Origin of the sequence: Nostoc sp. CMAA1605, from assembly GCF_021596505.1 — a bacterium.
Classification (GTDB): Bacteria; Cyanobacteriota; Cyanobacteriia; order Cyanobacteriales; family Nostocaceae; genus Trichormus.
Map to the genome: position 1 here is coordinate 1 of NZ_PJIZ01000068.1, position 19,533 is coordinate 19,533.

Genomic DNA, 19,533 nt, shown 5'->3' on the forward strand with positions numbered 1-19,533 from the left:
GCAAGGGGACTGAAACATAATTGCTACATCTTTGTCGTGCAGGTGTTCTGTTTGGGTTTCCATCAACCTTTTCCCCGCAAGGGGACTGAAACAAAATATTGTGTTTATTGCCTCCTCGTATCTGTTTATTGTTTCCATCAACCTTTTCCCCGCAAGGGGACTGAAACCTTTGAGGATGCACTTTTAGCTATTCAAATAATACTAGCAAGTTTCCATCAACCTTTTCCCCGCAAGGGGACTGAAACAGGAAGAAATACAGGCGATCGCTGACGGCACAAAGCCAACGTTTCCATCAACCTTTTCCCCGCAAGGGGACTGAAACCACTAAAACCGCGCTGACGGAGGCGATCGCCTATATAGTGTTTCCATCAACCTTTTCCCCGCAAGGGGACTGAAACCAGAATCAAACGCCACTATCAATTCAAACTTCCCACGGTTTCCATCAACCTTTTCCCCGCAAGGGGACTGAAACGGCGGAACACACGCCGCCACCTGGGCAGTCTACGACGGTTTCCATCAACCTTTTCCCCGCAAGGGGACTGAAACTCCCTACTGTTTCTGATGCTTTTCTTTTCAATATTTAGTTTCCATCAACCATTTCCCCGCAAGGGGACTGAAACACTATAATTTATTCCTAGACATCATTATATAGAAAGGATGGTTTCCATTAACCATTTACCCGCAAGGGGATTAAAAGCCAAAAACAATACAACATAACTCTTGCAAAAGTCATTATCCTAGCGTCCTTCTTTGCGACTTTGCGCCTTTGCGCGAAACAAAAAAATTATTTATTCAAGAAGTCCAATAAATAACCCCAAAGATTGGTACTTATTTCCAAACACAATTTCCCCGCCAGGGGACTAAAAAATCGAGAATATAAATTTACAGATATAGTATTGTAGAAAACTTTACATAAATGGGCAAATTTTGCTATTTACTGTAAATTAAAGAGTCATAGCATAACTAATGTGCAGAATACTGACTCAGGATTAATTACCCCAAGAGCCAAAATCAATTTACCATGACTCAAGTGCTGCAAGTCGGCGATCGCAAAATCGAAGCTAGCGAAATTATCCCCTTACTAGCTAATTATCAATTACTACCCCAACTGCTACGGGAAATAATTATTGACGAAGCGATAGTAAATGTAGAGTGTAATCCTGAAGAAGTCGCCCAAGCTAAACAGCGTTTTTATGCTGAAAGACAGTTAACCCAACCAGCAGAAATTCAAGCATGGATGACGCAACAAGGGTTAACTTCCGAACAACTAGATAATCTGATTTCTCGTAAAATCAAACTAGAAAAATTTAAACAACTCACTTGGGGTAACAAACTAGAATCTTATTTCTTTCAAATGAAAGGAAAATTAGATAAAGTCATTTATTCCTTACTCAGAACTCAAGATCCAGGATTAGCCCAAGAACTATACTTTCGCCTCCAAGCCAACGAACAGTCCTTTGCAGATGTAGCACAGAAATATTCCAAAGGCCCAGAAGCCCAAACCGGCGGATTAGTAGGGCCAGTGGAATTCAGCACACTACACCCAGCAATGGTACAACTATTAAGTAATTGTCAACCAGGAAAAATCTCACCACCAGCCCGTATTAGTGAATGGCTAGTCATTGTGCGAGTAGAAAAATTCATCCCCGCCCAACTAGATGAACCCATGAAAGCACGTTTATTAAATGAACTATTTGAAACCTGGTTACAAGAACAACAAAAGCAAGTTAAAGTAATTCCAAGTTAAGTTATGTGGTGAGGAAGGGACTGGGGATTGGGGATTGGGGACTGGGGATTGGGGATTGGGGACTGGGGACTGGGGACTGGGGACTGGGGACTGGGGACTGGGGACTGGGGACTGGGGACTGGGGACTGGGGACTGGGGGCTGGGGACTGGGGATTGGAAGGTAGACAAGGTAGACAAGGTAGGAGATGAGAAAAACTGTTCCCTGTTCCCTGTTCCCTGTTCCCTAATGACTATTGACTAATGACTATTGACTAATGACTAATGACTAAATAAAATGCCTCTCTAACCAATTTTCTAAATCAGTTAATACTTCCAGATAATTCAAATCATCTTGTAATTCGTGATATGCGCCTGGGTATTCAATTCGCAGCTTATCTGGATAAGGGACAAGCTGATAAAATGTTTCGCTACCTTCAGGTAATACCACTCTATCCGCACCACCGTGAAGAATTAATAACGGGATTTTCCACTCTGGTGCATGATGATAAATCCAATTAACTGTGGCTAAATATTCTGTAGATAAACGCGCACTCGCACGGGTATGACGTAGGGTATCTTGTGCGTAGATAACCAATGCTTTCTCGTCCCTTGAACCTGCTGCTACATCTAGTCCGGTGTTTAGGGTGAAACTTGGCCAAATTTGTGAGAGTAATTTGCCTAATAGTAAGCGAAATTTCGATACACCAACTTTACCCAGGGCTGGTGCTATGGTAATTACGCTTTTTAATGCGGCAATTGTTTGGGGATAATGCAAAACATAGTCCAAAACTATCACGCCGCCGAAACTATGACCTAAAAGAAATAGGGGAATTTGCGGCTGTTGGGTAGCAATTAATTCCAGAAAAGCCTTCAAATCTTCGCGGAGTTCAGTCCAACTGTTAATATGACCACGCACCCCAGGCGATCGCCCATGTCCCCGCAGGTCTAAACTATAGATAGCATATTGTTTATAAACTGTATAAAATTTTAATCTTTGAGCAATTTTGTAGATTTAGTTATTTATGATAACCTATATCTCAAGGTATTAAAGTTGCTACAAATAAACAATTGAGTTAAAAAAAATACCACTTTAAACTTAATTATTTGTCAGTAATAAACCAAATCAGACTATATAAATAAAAGATACAGCAGAAGTCAATATAATTTTCCGAGAAAGAAAAATTATACTGATTTCTAGTCTCATCTTAAATCAATTATTTTGAACAAGGGTACGTGAGGTAGTAGATGAAAAAAGTGTTGACTCTCCAAAATTTAGGGATTGTGATCGCAGTTAAAAATTATAATTGTAGTATTCTTACCTATGACTTTCTCAAGTATGGTAATATCATTCCCTTAGATTGGGAACTAGCAAGAGAACCGCTTGTGAGTAACCAAGGTTCTCAAGTGATCTTTCGTAACGGCGTGAGTATTACTGCTCAACAAGGTATGTTGAGTTTTTTAGAAGTAATTGGCTCTAAAGATATTGCAGAAATTCAGATACCAGCAATTGCTCACAGATACATTCAAGCCTTACCTAACTCAGATTATCAAGCATTAGGCATAGATTTGAGAGGTTACATCACAGAAACGCAAGCAGATACAGAAGGCGACATCCGCAAATATCTGCAATCTTTACTAGCACCTGCGCCTTGGCAAGAAGTTGGGAATGCCCCCGTCCAAGTATCACTCCAATTAGGTTTTACCCTCGAACAAGGGCAACTTAACTTAAATATTAATGAAGGCAAACTCTACATAACTGAAGAAGAAACGGTTCCAATTGTCTTATTTTCAGGTAACTTGAGCTATGGCATCGAAGGTAATAATAAAGAGGAACAGCTACAATCTTTGCATCAGTTAATAGATAATTGGCAACCAGCATTGGAGACATATCAAGATATCATTAATAGCAAATTTTTGCAATCTGGAATTGTTGTGCAAGATGCGCCACAATCAGAAGCAGAGTCATCTGATTTATTGATATCCTAGTCCTAAATAATTTTGATATCAAAAAATATCCCAAATGCCGGATGTGTCAGTGTGAAAAAACTTAAACTATTCAAAATAAATTTCATACTGACACACCCTACTAGTAGTTCGCCTGTGAGATCAACATTGACCGCCTGTAGTAGAAGTATTAAAAAGTATTACCTACAACGTCCTCAAGACAGGGATTTATGGTACTTTCTATTCCGAGCAATATCAAAAAGCTTAAGCATTGATGCCATATCATTGCTACGCTAGCTTCAGTAAAATTGTGTTTCCCTTATATTTGCTAATTAAGTAAAAAACTCGTCTTTGCTGATTTTTTACCAAAAGTTAAATTTTGTAGTAAATTTTACAAATTTTGCTAATTAAAAAATTCTAAGTAAAGCACCCACAAGAGCATCATGAAATAAGGATGTTAAGTATCGCTATTTTAATGTGAGATTAGGTAACTCAGCTATTATAAAGCCCCTATTTAGGGCAGTAGAGCTACCTGATTTAAATCTTAAGAGACAGTGAATGTCCACTAATTAACCCCCTAACGTACTATCACCAGAGAAAACAATGGAAGTCACAAATATCAGTCTTTTTACTAGCAGTGGAGATCCTTTAAATCCTTTTCCAGATGCGGTGACATTTGCTGGTAGTAACCACGGGGATCATTTATTCTTGCGGGTTAATGCCAACAACTTGTTAGCGTACAGCACAGATGGAGCGAATTTCACTGCCGTTGAAAATTTTACCTTCTCATCAGCCACCCGCATCACGGTTGACTTGAGAGGAGGCAATGACTCTCTTGATGTAGATGTTTCCTTAGTTGATGCCCTCACGGGTGTGAGTGGTAGTTTGATGTTTGTGGGTGGCGAGGGGAATGACACCCTGTTTGGTTCAAGTGCAGATACTACCTGGAATATTACCGGAAATGATTCTGGGAAAATGTCAACTGTAGTCGAATACAGTGGTGTTGAAAACCTGACAGGTGCAGACAATAATCAGGATACCTTCGTTGTTAGTTCAGGTGGAAGATTAAGTGGGCTAATGCACGGAGGTAATGCTGGTTATGACACTTTGGTGTTTGAAAGTAACTATCAGTCTGGGGTGTTTACAGGTACAGGGCCAAATTCGGGAAGTATCCAAGTAGATGGTGCGACCTTTACCTACGATGGGTTGGAACCAATCATTGTTGCTGGTGTAGCAGAACTGGCGGTTAACGTTACAGGCTCAAATAATACCATCCGCATCAAAGACAATGGTGATCCCAATGATGGTCAATTCATTGTTGAAAGTCCAGGGATCGAAACCCATATTTTGACCAATCCTGCCACCTCATTTACCCTCAATGCTGGCGGGGCTGGTGATACGGTGATTGTCGAATCTCTCGACCCTGGTTTTAATGCTGCTTTCAAGATTGCTAATGCCGGGACAATCAATGTCCAGAGTAATGTGAATGTGACATCGGGGAATATCACCTTCGATGCCATCAATACCATTAACGTTGCTGATAATGTCACTTTGGAAACCACCACAGGTGATCTCCGCTTGCAGGTTGATTCTGGTTTCGATTTGACTTGGGAATCGGTTACACCTTTCTTTAAAGACCGCAACTCCGCAGCCAGTATTAATGTTGGTCAAGCCACATTAAAAGGTAAAAACGTTGATATTCTCACCAGTGCTACTACCAGTAAATTTGCGGGATTTGAAGTTGATGAAGCAGGATTAGCGGGTTTAGTGTCTGGTCAGGTAGTGGCAGCGTTAACTGGTAATCCTAAGTTAGAGTTCGCCTTTAGTGAAACAACAGGATCGACTATCAAACGCTTGAACGGCTCTTGGATTGCTGATGGCTTTCAGGTAGGACAAACAATTGTTATACAAGATAGCCCACAGGGTTTGAATGATGGGGAGTATCAGATCAAGGCAGTCACCAACGATACAATTACTTTGGCTGACACTGATACACTAACTGCTCAAATATACGATCCTACAGTCACCTTAGTACCCATTTTAGTTGAGGAAGTAATTACCGAGGTCCCACTGCAAGACATACCTTTGGTAGCAGTAGATTCGGCGGGTAATCAAATTTCTACAACTTCTTTTACAGCAGCAGGGCTACAAAATAGTTTCCTAGAAACCTTGGCAACAACGAAAATATTCGATTTTATTGGTTTAGGTTTCCAGGTCTTTTTATCTAAAGCCACTAGCGAAATTACCATCGGCTCTGGGGCAATTATTAATGCCAGTAATAATGTCAGCATCAATTCTGGTGCTGTGTCAGATATTTTCATGGCAACGAGCAGTTTAATTGCTGGGTTGACCTATGGTACATCCGATGCGATCGCCAGGTCTATTGTCAAAACTGGTGCGAATATTACCGCAGGTAACAGATTCAATCTCGATGCTTTTGTTACCAACAACATGAATTTGACTACTTCTGTCGTCTCTGGTTTGCTGAAACCACCTTCTAAAAAAGGGGGCAAATTTATCAAATTTCCTGGGCCTTCTGCGGTTGTTACCTACGGTAAAGGTTATTCTGAGTCCCTAGCCCTTTTGGAAGAAGGTACAATTGTTACAGCTGGAAATGCTCAAGTAAATGCCAGCAGTAACAATAATTTCATCGTCACTTCAACCGATAAAGTTCTCTTTCCCAGTGCTAGCCCTCTAGGAGCAACAGCCATCGGCGTGGCCGTAAGTGAGACTGAATCTTACAGCAACGCCATAGTCAAGGGTAAGGTAACAACAACACAAGGCGACCTAGCTGTTGATGCCAAATCAATTAACATCACTCACGATACCTTTACTAAGGTGAGTGTTAAAAACAAAGGCCCGGCAATTCCTGGTCTTGATAGCAAGATCAATGGAGCCACCCAAGCCCTTGGCATTCGCAGCCCTGGAGCGTTCGGTTTATCCGCCGGGGTATCTTGGTCTCAAGGAATTAATCAAGCCAACGCACAGATCGGCAGTACAGCTGACCTAACCATTGCCAAAGACCTCAAAGTAACTTCTAGGGCAGAGGATAATTTCAAGTCTGTCGCCATTGGTGGTGGCAAGTCAGCTACATTGGTGAGTCTTGGTGGGGCAGTTGCCTACGCTGATTATTCTAATGTTGCCAACGCTTTCATTGATAAAAATGCCCAAGTCAACGCTACAGGTGCTGTCACCGTATCCGCCGATGCCATTGTCCCTAATCAAATTGATGTAGACAATGATTTGCAAGCTTTCGCTAACTTCCGTCCCACTATTCCGTCTTTTTCGTCAAATCCCATTAGTGCGACCCAGCAAATAATTAATACCGGTTTAACGGCTCTGGCTATAATCCTACCCTATAGAAAAGCAGTACCTAATAAGATTGCTACTACTTTTGCTGAAGCTACCGCCCAAGCAGGTGATAAAGATTTTGGCAATCCAGGACTGTTGGCTGTTTCTGCTACGGGTAATATTCTCAAGGCGGCTAATCTAGCTAATGCGTATATTGGTCAAGAAGCGCAAGTTACAGGTAAACAAGGCGTAAACATCGCAGCTAATGCTTGGAGCGAAACTGTTAACACGGCTGGTCTTGCCTCTAATGGAATTCCGCTTCCGGGAGGGGTTAGTAGCCAGGGCAGTGCTGTTGGCGGCACTTATAACGATATTACCTTGATTAATACAGCCAAAGCATTTATTGACGATGGCGCAGTAGTCGATGGCGAGGCTGGAGATATAGTAGTTAAGGCTAATACCCGCAGTTTTATCCTCAATATTGTTGAAGCGGGAGGCAAAGCCACAGATATTGGGGTGGCGGGAGCAGTTGCCATTAATGATTTCCAGAATACCGCACTAGCCTACATTGAAGACAAAGCTAGGGTAACAACAAATCAGAATGTGGTTGTCAACGCCGATAACGATATGTTGGGTATTAACGTTGGCGTTACGCTGATACGGGGCGCAGAAGTGGCAGCAGCTGGTTCTGTCGGCATCAATCAAGTTAACAATGTCACCAAGGCATATATTGGCAACTCCACAGGTGACGATGATACGGGAATTACTGGTACTGGGTTGGTGACAGCCGGGAAAGACGTAAGTGTGGAAGCCTTCTCCAGGGAACGGTTAATCAGTGTGGCACTGACTGCGGCACTCTCCGAGCCTAAGGAACCTGCTCCCCCTCCAAAAACTCCAAAAGACAGCGATATAGTCCTGGGAACGACTGCCTCACTAACGGATAAAATTCCTGGCGGGTCTAAACTACCAGGTGCTACTAAAACTCAAGGGGCAGGGTTCCTGACCAATGGGGCATCTTTTCTGAATACAATTTCAAACAAGACAGGTCTTGGCATTGCGGGAAATGTATCAATTAATGATGTCAACGCTACGACCTATGCTTTCATTAGTGACGATGTTACCGTCAATGCAGGTGGAGACCTCACTATTCAAGCAATTAATGATGCTCCCTTAATGTTAGCGATCGCCACTGCCGCAGCTGCTGAACTGAGCAAAGGTGATGGAGGCGGTGCTTTAGCTGGTTCATTTACCCTTAACGACCTGGATCGTGATGTTCGCGCCTTTACGAATAAAGCCAGCATCACAGCCCGCAACGTAGACGTGCTGGCCAGCAACCGGGACTTCTATTTGTCAATTACCGCCGGTGTTGGGGCAACCGCACCGAAGGGAACAGCTGCCGTCGCTGGCTCAGTTAATCTCAACTTCATCGATACGACTCTGGTTGCAGCTTTAGGCGATAATACAACCTTGACAGCAACCGGTGATGTCAGTGTAGAAGCCAAAGATATTCTGCCCGTTACGGCGGTGGCTGGGGCGATATCAGGGGCTTTGCCTGGAACTAAAGTGGGTGTTGGTGCAGCCGTTGATGTTAGTATCATTAATCGCAATGTCTCCGCCTATATTGGTAAAAATGCGGCGGTGACTTTGACGGGGAATTTGGATGTGCAGGCATTAACCCTGGAAGAAATTGTCTCCGTGGCGGCTAGTCTAGTTGCTGGTTCCGAAAGCCTCGGCTTAGTCGGTCAGGCAACGAGCCAAAATCTCACCACTAATGTTTTTGCTTACATTGATCGTGGTGCAGTAGTTAGTGCTGACCAAAATATTTTAGTTGAAGCTCAGGATATTACGAATATAGGCGATCGCAACCGTCCTGTCGGCACCACACCCCCCAACGTCACAGTCATCGCCGGTGGCGCAACTGTTGGTCAAGGTAACGGTTTTGGGGGTTCCATAGGGAATATCAATATTATTCGCAATGTCAAAGCCTACATCGCTGATGAAACCAGAGTTGATGCCTATGCCTTGGGGAACAATCCCATCTTCACAGGAGATTATGAGGTTGGACGCACCTTCAATCCCAAAGGAGATCCGAACATCAGTGTTCCGGCTGCCGTAGACGAAGCTAACAACACAATTGATTTGGGTGCAGGACATGGACTCGTAACTGGTGATGCTGTCATCTATGACAATGGTGGTGGTGGTAATATTGGCGGATTGGAAGACCGCAGAATCTACTACGTAATCGTTGATAGTAGCAATGCCAACAAAGTTAAATTAACTAAAACCCGTGTGGATGCCCTGGCGGGGACGAATGAGATTGATCTGACCATCGTGCCTTATGTACCTCTGACATTTAACTTCGGCACTATAGGAGTTACTCACCGCCTAGACCGCGCCAGCAAACGAGTAGATGTAGATGGACTGGCAGTGAAAGCCAACGTTGTTGATACTATTAACCTTGCTAGTGCCACCAGTGCCATCAGTTTAGGAGAAGGTAGCACAGGCATTGGTTCTGTAGCCGTCCACACCAACGACACCACCGTTGCCGCCTATATTGGGGATGGTGCAACCAACGCCGCGACTGGGGCAAAAATCAACCAAGGCAGCAAAGCAGCAGATACAGACCAGTCAGTGACAGTCACAGCCAACTACGACGCAAGTATCCTGGGCGTAGCTGGTGGGATCTCCGGTACTTCTGGCGGTTCAGCAGCAATTGGGGCATCAGTAGACACCCAGATTTTGACGGCTAAGGTTGATGCTCACATCGGAGCTTTTGCTGTAGTTGATGCAGAAAACGACATTACAATTCAAGCTAATACTCAGCAGTCGGTGCAATCTTATACTGTGACGGCGGCAGTAAACTTAAACTTAGCAGCTGTATCCGCTCAAGGCTCGGTTTCTGTCCTCGTCTTGAATAATACGACCACAGCTTTTATTGCCAATGATGCCCAAGTCACAGCCGGACAAGATATTACAGTGGCAGCTGATGATAACTTGTTCCTGAGAGTAGTGGATGCCGGGATTGCTGGTGGTGGTAATACAGGGGTTAGCGGCTCATTTGGTGTAGTCAGCGAAATCAATAACGTCAATGCCTACATTGGCGATCGCGCTCAAGCATCTGCCCAAGGTAATATCGTCGTGTCTGCCAATAGCGATGCAGATATCGAGATGGGTGTGGGGAGTGGCGCACTATCTCTCGGCGAAGGCCTTGGTGCTAGTATTGCCGTGCTGGTACGGTCAGATACAGTTACAGCTAATATCGGTAACTTTGCCAAAGTCACCGCCTTGGGACTAGGTAGTAGTTTCATCGCCCCAGCCGGATATAATGGTGCAACTCAATCGATGCGTGGTCTTTCCGTCACCGCCACTTCTACAGAAGATATTCTGGTGATTGCTGTAGCGGGTGCAAGTGCCGGAATCACAGCTATTGCTGGTTCCGTACCTGTGGTAATTCTCAATGAAACTACCACCGCTTTCATTGGTGACAACGCCACTATCAATGCCAACAACGGTAACGCCGATGCTAGACAATCAATCAATGTTTTGGCAGTCGATCAGACCAAACTCCTAGTTGTAGCTGGGGCATTAGGCGGCGGCGGTGTAAATGGGATTGGTGCAGGTGTAGAACAGAGAACCATTACCAAGACTACCGAAGCTTATATTGGTGCATCCCTGGTGAATGCTAAAGGCAACATCCAAGTCAGCGCACGATCGCAAGAAGACCTCCTAGCAGTAGCGGCGGCGGCCGTTGGTGGCGGTAGCATTGGGTTAGCCGGAGCCGTCGGTGTACAAGTATTAAACGTCACAACCAAAGCCTTTGTCTCCCCTGGTGGGGCAGTGATCAACGCCGATGGTACTATTGTCATCTCCGCCGAAGAACATACCGACCTTGATACTATTGCTGGTAGTCTGAGTGCGGGTGGCGCAGCCAGCGTCGGCGCATCGGTGATTGTGCCAGTCATTAATAAGAATACACAAGCCTTCATCGGTGCCGGGGCGATCGTGGCAGCCAAGGGTTTAACTAGTGGAATTACTGTAAATACTGGTAACTTTAACACTAGTACAACTCTACCTGCAACCAGCGTCAATCCTAACGACCCCGCAACTAACGCAGCTCTACCTAAGATCACCACCACAGAATTTAATCCTGCCAGCGCTATCAATGGCAGCGCCGATACAATTACCCTCAATGCTAGTTCCTTAGTGACTGGACAGGCAGTAATTTACAGTAACGGTGGCGGTAGCAGCATTGGTGTAGCGGGTGCAGATAAATTGGTCAATGGTCAAACCTACTACGTCATCAAACTCAATAACAATGCCATTAAACTAGCCAGCAGCAAAGCCAACGCCAATGCAGGGATTGCCATCGACCTTGACCCCAGCACCGCTACAGGCACAGCCCACAGCATTACCCCATTCCCGATCGCACTGCCACTGCCACCACCCAACAGAATTATCGTGGTGTGGCAGTAACAGCAATTAATACCGACAACATCTTAGGAGTCGCCGCTAGTGGCGGTTCATCTGGGTCGGTAGCCGTGAATATTGGCGGCGCAGTCAATATTCTCACCAATAACACCGCCGCATATATTGACGATGGGGCAACGGTAACAGCCAACAATAACTTAAGTGTGCTAGCTGACGAACCATCGATTTTAGTAGCAGCAGGTAATGACTTCCATCACTTAGGCATCGTTGCCGCCGTGAGTGTCGCTGGAGTAACAGCCGTTACACCAGGGGCTAATGTGCTGGTAGTGGAAAACACCACCTTAGCCTACGTTGATGATGGCTCAGTCCTCAATGCCGACCGCGATATTACCGTCAAGGCGATCGCTACAGAAGATATCTTGACAGTGGCAGTAGGAGTAGCAGGTGGGGGAGTGGTAGCTGTAGGTGGTGCAGTGACCGTTATTTCCTTGAATAACACCACCCTGGCTTATATTGGCGATAGCGATGCCCAAGACGGACAAGGGGCAACAGCGATCGCTGGAGGAAACATTCTCGTATTTGCTGATGACACCACCACTGTGACTAATGGTACTGGTGGTTTAGGTATCGGCATTGCAACAGCAGGTATTGGTGGCTCAGTCGGGGTGTCAGTGATTAACAAGAACACCCAAGCCTATATCGGCGATTACAGCACGATTGATGCCAAAGGTAATATTGCGGCGATCACTGGCATTTATAACGGTGATGGCAGTGGTGGTACATTTAGTACCACTAGCAGTTTTAACGGAGTGGCGGTGCAAGCTTCATCGAGTGAGAAGTTCCTCAGTATCGTCGTCGCCGGCGGTGCGGGAACATCCCTGGGTTTAGCTGGTGCAGTCACAGTACAAGACATCGATTCCGACACCATCGCCTACATCGGTAGCAATACTAATGTCAATACCAACCGCACAAACGCTAATAACCAACAGTCGGTAAATGTGGCAGCAGTTAACAAAGTCACCTCCGAAACCAAAGCCATTGGCTTCGCTGGTGGTCTTGTAGGTCTGAGCGGCAGTGTGGATGTTGGCACAGTGAATAATAGCGTCAATGCCTACATTAGCAGTGGTAGTCAAGTAGCCGCTAGCCAAAATGTAGCAGCCTACGCCCTTTCTTATAAACAGATTGATAGCCTGACAATCAGTGGTGCGATTGGTGCTGGAGCCTTGGCAGGTGCAGTATCAGTATGGTCTGTAGGGGCTGCCTTTGCCACCGAAGGCGCACTCAGCAGTGATGCTCTGGGCAAATTGACTGATACACTCAACGCCTCCAGCAATATTGCTAATTCTCTGGCTGGTAATGCCGCTTTGGATAGTGGATTTACTGCTGAGACAGATGTAGATTACACCCAAGATACGATTAACTTCGGTGCTGCTCACGGATTTGTAACTGGAGATGCCGTTGTTTACCGTAAAGGTACGGCTAATGCCATCGGTAATTTAGTTGATGGGCAAACCTATTATGTGATCGTTGTCGATAGCAACCGCATCAAATTAGCTACCACCAGACAACAAGCGATCGCAGGCAATGGAATTAACTTGACTCAAGCTGTCAATAGCGACGGTACTCACACCCTCACCTTACAATTAAAAACTCCGACAGTCGCTTTGGGTGCAGACAATGGGGTCAATAGCCTCCCTGGAGTGGTGGCACGGATTGATGCTCAGATTGTCGCTGGTGGCGATGTCAATGTCCGTGCTGATGAAGAAATCAACATTAAGACTACAGCTGGTAGCGGAAATATTGGCTTGGTTGGACTTGGTGGCTCAGTCACAGTCACAACAGTCAATAGCATTACCGATGCTTCCCTCGGTAGTAATGCCAGAATTACGGCTGGGGATGATGTGAGTGTTGTGGCAGACTTTAGCGAAACCTTTAACGGTCTAGCTGTGGGCGGTTTGGCTGGTGTAGTGAGTTTGGGAGCGCAGGTAGTTATCCTCAATGACACAAGCACTCAAAAAGCCCATGTTGATGCAGGTGCAACGGTAGTTCAAGCCGATGCCGTATCAATTACCGCAACAGCTAATCGCTCCAACATCAAGGCAGAAAACGTCGGTGTAGCCGTAGGGGGATTAGCGGCGGGAGCGGCGATCGCCCGAATTAATATTAGTGGTGAAACCAGTGCCTACATTGATGATGGCACTGCCAACTCCTACACCCAAATGGGACAAGTAGATGGAACGAGGATTGGTAGCTTAATTGTCACAGCCGATTCTCGGATTAGACCTTTTGATAATCAATGGATGGCAAGTACCCAAGCCGTAGCAGAGGGTATTGGTTCTGGTACAGGTAACGATGCCAAAGTCACCCTCAATACCAAAGTTAATGCTTTGATTGGCAATGCTGCCAGGATCTACGCTACAGGTGATGTCAAAGTTAATGCGACTTCTAGTATCAAAGCCACAGTCAATACTGACGGCTTTACAGTGGCGGGAATCACAGTTGGTGTATCCCTATCAGACGTTAGCATCACCTCTGTGGTGAAAGCCTCTGTAGGTGAGGATGTAGTCATTAACGCCGGAGGGAACTTCCAGTTAATTGCCGATTCCACCAACGCAGCTGACGCTGACTCGAAAAATACTGGTGGTGGCGGAGTTCCCATCTACAGATCCAATTCAACCATTAGTGTTAATGATAAAACTACGGCATCAGTGGGCAACAGAAGTGAGATCGCCGCAGGGAACAATCTGGAAGTAACAGCGAAAATGAGTACCACCGCTAATTCTCCCGAAGCCAAAGCCGAAGCCGGAGGATTAGGTGCTGATACACGCACAGAAATCACCACCACACTGAATGACGAAACTAGGACGAATATTGGCAATGCAGTGAACTTGAGTGCGAACGTCGTCACCCTGCAAGCTGTTGTCACCAAAATTGACCTTACTCCCACAGCTACAGCTATTTCCTACGTCGTCGGTGCAACTTCTAACGCCACTGCTACCTTAACTACAACCTCCACAGCCCAAGTTGATGTCGCCGCCCAAGCCAAGATTAAAGGCACAGATCAAGTCAAAATTAGTGCGAGACACGACGAACTCAAAACAAATTCCCAAAGCAATGCAACAACAGAAGGTCTAGGGGCAGACACCAATTCCACCGCCACTACCAACCAAACCACAACCACAAACGTGAATACTGGTGCTGGCTCGGAAATCGCTACCAGAAGTTTGTTAGTAGAAGCCAACACCCCAGCCACCATCAGTTCTGCTGCTACCCCAGCACAGAACGGTGCTGTCATTGATACCGGGGACTCTATAGGAAAGCGCACCTTATCCCTCAGCCGGACAATTGACTTCAACTCGAAGATCATCATGTTGGGTGCGCCTAGTCCTACCCTGGAAATTGATGCTAACGGTAATGTCGTGCGGAGAGTTAACGTCACCGTCCAGGAAACACCTACGGAAATTGTTGTTGATGATATTACCAACAACAATGCTTTGGCAGGAACAATTACCTTCTCGATGCGGGAATCGACTTATGACAGCACCACACCAGTCACACTCACGGATGTGGCGGTGATTAAAGGTAGTGCCACAGTCGAGTTTATCACTGGATTCGAGCGTGTAGACATTACCAATCGTTCAGTCAAGAACCTGAAAATCAATGATATCAGCGTCCTGAATACATCAGGGCAGTTAGATACGAATATTACCGTCAACGTCAGAAATAAGACTGGCTTTAACTACACCACCACAACCACCCCTGGCAATACAGCCATCACCATCACCAATACCAGTAACGCAGATATCAGCCTCAACGGATTTATTGACAATCCCTTCGGCACTACACAAATCCTCAACAACGGTGGTAATATCTTTACCTCCGACTCCACAGCCAAGATAGAAACAACAGATTTAACGTTGCAGGCTGATAACGGCAGTATCGGCACAGCGAGTAGCCGCATTCAAACTCAGTCTAGTACGCTGAGTGCGATCGCCCGTAACAACATCTTCATCAACGAATTTGCCGACGACTTAACCATCAAGCAAGCCACCTCCAGCAACGGTAACGTTGACCTGCAAGCCCAAGGCTCAATCCTAGATGGTAACGATACAGCCACCGCAGACATCACCGCCCAACAAATCAAACTCAACGCCCTCAACGGTAGTATTGGTAGTGATGCCAATCCCCTAGAAGTGAATGCGACTGCTATCACGGGTGGACTCACAGCTTTGGCACAGCAAAATATCGTCATTAGTGACATCGATGGCAACTTAAGTATTAATGATGTCACCTCAATTGCGGGCAATATCTGGTTGGCACTCCCAGACTTAGATAGTCAAGGACAAAATTTAGTCTTGGGTAACAATGGCAAGATTTCTGCAAGTAGTGGCTCAGTCACCCTGTTAGTAGGTGACAACGTGACATTCGCACCCAGTAGTAAAGTCACAGCCCAGTCATCAGTTAACATTACAGGTGATTGGGGTAGTGCCGATTTAGAAGGTACAGTCATCGAATTGAATGGAGAAATTGCCGCAAGTTCCGTCCAGATTACAGGTGAAGCAGATGGTGATGTCATCGCTCTCCGCAACGTCAACACCGGAGTCACCACCACAATTGAAACAGGTGGCGGCGACGATACAATTTACGTCGGTAGTCAAGCCACACCACAAACCAACACCGATGGACTCCTTGACAATATTCGCGGACAGGTAATTATTCGCGGTGGTACGGGTACTGACCGAATAGAACTAGATGATTCTGCCGATACCAAGATTAATACTGGTACTGTGACCAACAGCAGTGTTACTGGCTTAGGTTTAAATCAAGGCATTCAATATGCAGATATTGAAGCAATGCAGATATCCTTGGGTAAAAATGCCGATACACTCAACATTCAAAGTACCCAAGACAACACAACAACCTTGATTCATACAGGGGCAGGCACAAACACAATTAACGTCGGCAATGGCAACAACCAAGTCAACGCCATTAGCGGATTGCTAGAAATTCGCGGTGCGGCTGGTACTGATATCCTCAACATCAATGATACAGGCGACACCCAAGCAAATGCAGGTATCATAGACAGCAAACGCATCACAGGTTTGGGTATGGGGTCAACCGACCAAACCGCAAACAACTTAGAACGGGGTATTGTCTACAGTGATTTGGAGCGTATACAGATCAATTTAGGCAATGGAGATGATCAATTCACCGTCAGTGCTATTGATACGGAGACAACCATCAACACTGGTGCTGGTAATGACACAATCACAATCGGCAATCAACTGCCCCAGATTGCCGCAGACCTACTAGTGCAAGGGGGATTAGGAGACGATACTCTATTAGTCAACTCCAATACCGCCAGCGATTTAACACTCAGCAGTAATGTGATTACTGGTATAGGTGTACCCGGCAGCATCGAGTTTGCGGACATTGCTAACCTGACGATTACCCAAAGTGACAGCAATGACCGATTCACTATCATCGATACCACCACACCATTCACCTTAAATACAGGCGGAGGCAGCGACGAAGTAACAGTCATCAATACTACCGCCGCCGTCACTTTCAACCTGGGTGATGGTGATGATCAAATCACAGTCTTCAATGCCAATGTCCCACTGACAATTAATGGTGCAGGTAGCGGCGTTGACAGGTTAATTATAGACCGTTCTAGCCAAACTGCGGCAGCGATCGGCGGACTGCTGAGGGATGGTACACAAGCGGATACAGGTGTAATTGAGAACGTAACAAACGACGATATTACCTTTAGTGCCATTGAGCAAGTAGAAATTAAACTCGGCACAGGTAATGACAACCTGACGATTAACACCACCTTACCCAACACAGTAGTCACGCTCAAAGGTGGTAGCGGTGATGATGCCATCACTGTCCGCAGCATCGGCAGCCCAGAAACCAACATTTCTGGTGAACAGGGTGTAGATACAGTCACCGTGATTATTAATGGTGTACCCACAAACAACCAGTTTACGACCCTCAACTTAGATGTGGAAACTTTGGTGGTAGACAATAGCGGTAACACCAGCCAATCAGTAGACTGGACACAGAGAAATGGGGAAATCCTGGAAGCCAAACTCGCTTCTAATACATCACCGATTTCCGTGATTAATACCGAGGGTGCAGCACTGACCCGAATTATTGGTGGCACACAGGCTGATACCTTAAATGTGGTGAGTGAATCGGCTAATGATATTGAAGGCTTAATTGATGGCGATCGCGTCGAGTTAAAATCTGGTTTAAATGTCCTCCAGCCTGCTGATTTTGAAACTTTCCGCAACTATGACTCTGTAATTGATTTCGACAAATTGCAAAATGCCGTTACTAGCTACACAGAAGAAGGCTTCCAGCTTGCGAGTACCCGCATTGTTAACTCGGTGGCAACTTCTGTGGCCATTCTGCGCGACGATACCATCAGTCCAGCAGCCAAGGCTCAAGCTGCTAACGATAGATTCACTTTGACATCAGCAACAGGTGCCAGTTTTGCACTTTACTCCTTATCCCTAGCTGCACCCACAACCCAGTCTGTCACCTTCACCGGTACAACGATGAATGGGGCAACGGTCACACAAGTAGTTTCAGTACAAGGTAATGCTGGTTTCCAAACCTTCAATTTCTCCACCAGTTTCGTAGCATTGAAGTCTGTGTCCTGGCAAGCGGGTACAACTTTAATAGACAACATCGTTGCCAGAGAACAGTTCGCCAATATCACCCCAACGACTACCACCACATCCATACCCACCTTAGAACTGAGTGGCAATATCGTCTTCGATACAGATAACCTCCAGATTAGAGTGAATGGAACTGTTGTCAGCAACAGTTCACTTTCCACGTCAGTAATCACCGATGACAAAATTGCCCAGTTCCGCTTCGCAGGGGATATCAATTTTGCCGATGGAAGTAGGGTCTCAGGTACAGGTAGCCGTGGACTCTCCTTACTAGCTGGTAATGATGTCAACGTCGGTAATGATGTCAACTTCAACTTCTCCGCCAACGGCAGAACACCCGGAGTAGGTGGTGGTGCTGGTGGTGCGTTCGGTGATGGTGGTACTGGCGGTACTGGCGGTACTGGCGGTACTGGCGGTACTGGCGGTGCTGGCGGTACTGGTGGTTCTGGTGCTGATGGTGTGACTGGTTTCTTTGGATTTACTGGCGACGGTGGTACTAATGGTACCCGTAACAACAAGGTCAGCACCGCCGGTGAAACAGGTGACAACGGTGGTAATGGCAGCGATGGCATCAATTCACTGAACAGTGGTGGTACTGGTGGCATTGGTGGTACTGGTGGCACTGCTGGTTCTAACGGTAATGGTGGTACTCGTGGCACTGGTGGTACTGGTGGCGCGCCAGGAGACTTTGCATCTGGTGGAGGGGGCAGTGATGGCGATCCCGGCAACCCTGGCCGCAGAGGCGATAATGGCGGCGATGGTAAGCTCGGAGGTAATGGCTCATCAGGTCAAAATAACGGTAGCGGTTCGACCATCTCTGGAGGAGGCGGCGGCGGTGCTGGTGCTGGCGGCGGCGGTGGCGGCGGTGCTGGTGCTGGCGGCGGCGGTGGCGGCGGCGGCGGCGGCGGCGGCGGTGGTTCAGGCTCTTTTGTTGCCGTCTTCGTACCTATTGGTTTACAAGGTGGCAATGGAGGTAACGGTGGACGAGGTGGCGATGGTGGTAACGGTGGTGAAGGTAATAACGGTACTCCTGGTGGAGATGGTGGTGCTGGCGGTGGTGCCTTTGAAATCATTGCCCAAGGTCGTGTAAATACACTGTTTTCTCAATTCTTGGCCCAAGGAGGCGACGGAAAAGAACCTGGTGTTCGAGACAGTAGCGCTCGTAATCCTGGAACTGCAAATGCTAACTGGAATACTGGGCGGACAAACGGTGGTGCTGGTGAAGATGGAGGTTTAATCGACGGTGGTAATGGCGGTAATGGCGGCACTGGCGGCCCTGGCGGCGAAGGCGGCTTTGGCGGTGCTGGCGGCGAAGGCGGTCGAGGTGCTGGTGGTGCAGGCGGTACAATCAAGCTCTACGGCACAACGGTAACTGCGCGTGATTCCGCAGTCGATACTTCCGGGGTAGGGGTGCTCAAAGTGGAAGCAATGGACGGCTGATCATTGGTAGCAATACTT

At 46.5% G+C, this 19,533-nt stretch carries 5 protein-coding genes, 1 pseudogene and 1 CRISPR repeat array; of the genes and pseudogenes, 5 read left to right on the forward strand and 1 reads right to left on the reverse strand.

Annotated elements, in window-relative coordinates:
- Positions 1-55: 55 nt before the first annotated feature.
- A CRISPR array of direct repeats spans positions 56-697; the repeat unit is 37 nt; unit sequence GTTTCCATCAACCTTTTCCCCGCAAGGGGACTGAAAC.
- Between the two features lie 324 nt (positions 698-1,021).
- The gene (locus CV014_RS20440; protein ID WP_236143709.1) at positions 1,022-1,747 is read left to right on the forward strand and encodes a peptidylprolyl isomerase; all 726 of its coding nucleotides are present in this window, start codon (positions 1,022-1,024) and stop codon (positions 1,745-1,747) included.
- A 27-nt stretch (positions 1,748-1,774) separates the two neighbouring features.
- A complete protein-coding gene (locus CV014_RS20445) occupies positions 1,775-1,936 on the forward strand; it encodes a hypothetical protein (RefSeq protein ID WP_236143710.1) in 162 nt (53 codons plus the stop codon).
- Between the two features lie 76 nt (positions 1,937-2,012).
- On the opposite strand, the pseudogene CV014_RS20450 reads toward CV014_RS20445, so the two are convergent.
- Positions 2,013-2,696: pseudogene (locus CV014_RS20450) on the reverse strand (lysophospholipase); the annotation flags it as partial.
- Between the two features lie 275 nt (positions 2,697-2,971).
- On the opposite strand from CV014_RS20450, the gene CV014_RS20455 reads away from it, so the two are divergent.
- The 3 genes from CV014_RS20455 to CV014_RS20465 all read left to right on the forward strand — a co-directional run bounded on the left by CV014_RS20455 (position 2,972) and on the right by CV014_RS20465 (position 19,515).
- Positions 2,972-3,712, forward strand: a complete 741-nt coding sequence (locus CV014_RS20455; protein WP_236143711.1) for a hypothetical protein — start codon at positions 2,972-2,974, stop codon at positions 3,710-3,712.
- A 561-nt stretch (positions 3,713-4,273) separates the two neighbouring features.
- Entirely contained in the window at positions 4,274-11,434 is a 7,161-nt protein-coding gene (locus CV014_RS20460; RefSeq protein WP_236143712.1) for a beta strand repeat-containing protein, read from the forward strand.
- Positions 11,425-19,515, forward strand: coding sequence for a beta strand repeat-containing protein (locus CV014_RS20465; RefSeq protein ID WP_236143713.1), 8,091 nt, complete (start codon positions 11,425-11,427; stop codon positions 19,513-19,515). The genes CV014_RS20460 and CV014_RS20465 overlap by 10 nt, the downstream gene beginning before the upstream one ends.
- The last annotated feature ends 18 nt before the right edge of the window (positions 19,516-19,533 follow it).

Excerpts from the sequence above, each read along its gene's own strand:
- CV014_RS20455 (WP_236143711.1), top strand. The coding sequence starts at position 2,972 with ATGAAAAAAGTGTTGACTCTCCAAAATTTAGGGATTGTGATCGCAGTT.
- CV014_RS20460 (WP_236143712.1), top strand. The coding sequence starts at position 4,274 with ATGGAAGTCACAAATATCAGTCTTTTTACTAGCAGTGGAGATCCTTTA.
- CV014_RS20440 (WP_236143709.1), top strand. The coding sequence starts at position 1,022 with ATGACTCAAGTGCTGCAAGTCGGCGATCGCAAAATCGAAGCTAGCGAA.